Origin of the sequence: Streptomyces sp. NPDC056160 (genome assembly GCF_042268205.1) — a bacterium.
In the GTDB taxonomy this organism is placed as follows: Bacteria; Actinomycetota; Actinomycetes; order Streptomycetales; family Streptomycetaceae; genus Streptomyces.
The window spans coordinates 1-1,172 of sequence record NZ_JBHJUW010000365.1; the positions used below are offsets into that span (position 1 = coordinate 1).

General features: G+C 74.3%; 1 pseudogene. It reads left to right on the forward strand.

The features are described from left to right. Positions 1-1,172, forward strand: a pseudogene (locus ACFC02_RS42760) (hypothetical protein); the annotation flags it as partial.

Sequence of the window (1,172 nt, forward strand, 5' to 3'; positions counted from 1 at the left end):
CTGGCCCGCGCGCTGCCCTCACCGTCGTGGATGAAGTTCGTCCGTGCCTTCCCCGAAGCCGGCTTCCAGGCAGCGGCCATGAACCTGTCCGAGGGTTTCTTCAACCTCAACGAGACGGGAAGGTTCACCACGTCCTGGATGACCACCGCCGGCGGCGCCGGCGCCGCACTGGGCAGCGGCATCGGACACATCGGCGCCGTCAAACTCGGCCACTGGATCAAGGGGCGTCTGGGTTTCGACCTGCCCCACCACAAACCCCCATTCCCCGACCCCGATCCCGCACTGGCCAACAGAACACCCGGGCACGATCCCGCCGCCGGGCACGGCCCCGCAGCCGCCGGAGGCGGCGGAGGTCTGCCCGGTGACGACGGTGCCGGACACGGTGGTTCCACACCGGCCCCGCCCTACCGAACCCTGCCCGGCCCCGGCGAGAACACACTGCCTGCGGGGAATGCCCTGCCTGTGGGCAGCGTGCTGCCGGCCACCGGCGCAGGCACCCCGCCGGCAACGTCCTGGTCCCCGACCGGGGGAACACAGTTGCCCCGGTCGGGTCAGGTCCGCCTCGACATCCCCGAGCGCCTCACCCTCGGCCACACGGCACCCGCAGCCGCGCGGCCCGGGGACGGCCGGCCCACGCCCTTCTCACCCGCTCCGCGCCTGGCCACCGAGTCCGCCACCGGTCGCCCGCTGCTCGCCACCGGGGAACGGGCGCGGCTGGAGGAAGCCCTGCACCGCTGGCAGGTACCCGAGGAGCTGACCCGGCCCGCCACCGATGACGCCGACCGCGCAGGTCTCCTGCTGGAACGCCCTGCTGCCGCGTTCCAGGCGATGCAGCACCTGCGCCGGCTGGCCGGCGAGGCGGGCCTCGCCCCCGCCGAGCAGCGCCGCCTCCTCGCCCCCGCCGACGCGGCGGTGGCCCGCCGCGACTGGCCCCAGACCACCACCCACCTCACCGCCTTCCGCGACCACATCCACACCACCCTCCACACGAACACACCTGACGCCCACACACCCGATGCCAGGCCCACCCCTTCCTCGGCTCTCACAGCCGGTCCCGGTACACACATGCCCGTGCCGGGCCCCGACACGCGCGCCACGGCGGCGGCATCCGGTCAGCCCATACGCACCCACAGCCGGGCGGGGCAGGAGGACGCTGCCGCGCCTGCGCCGGG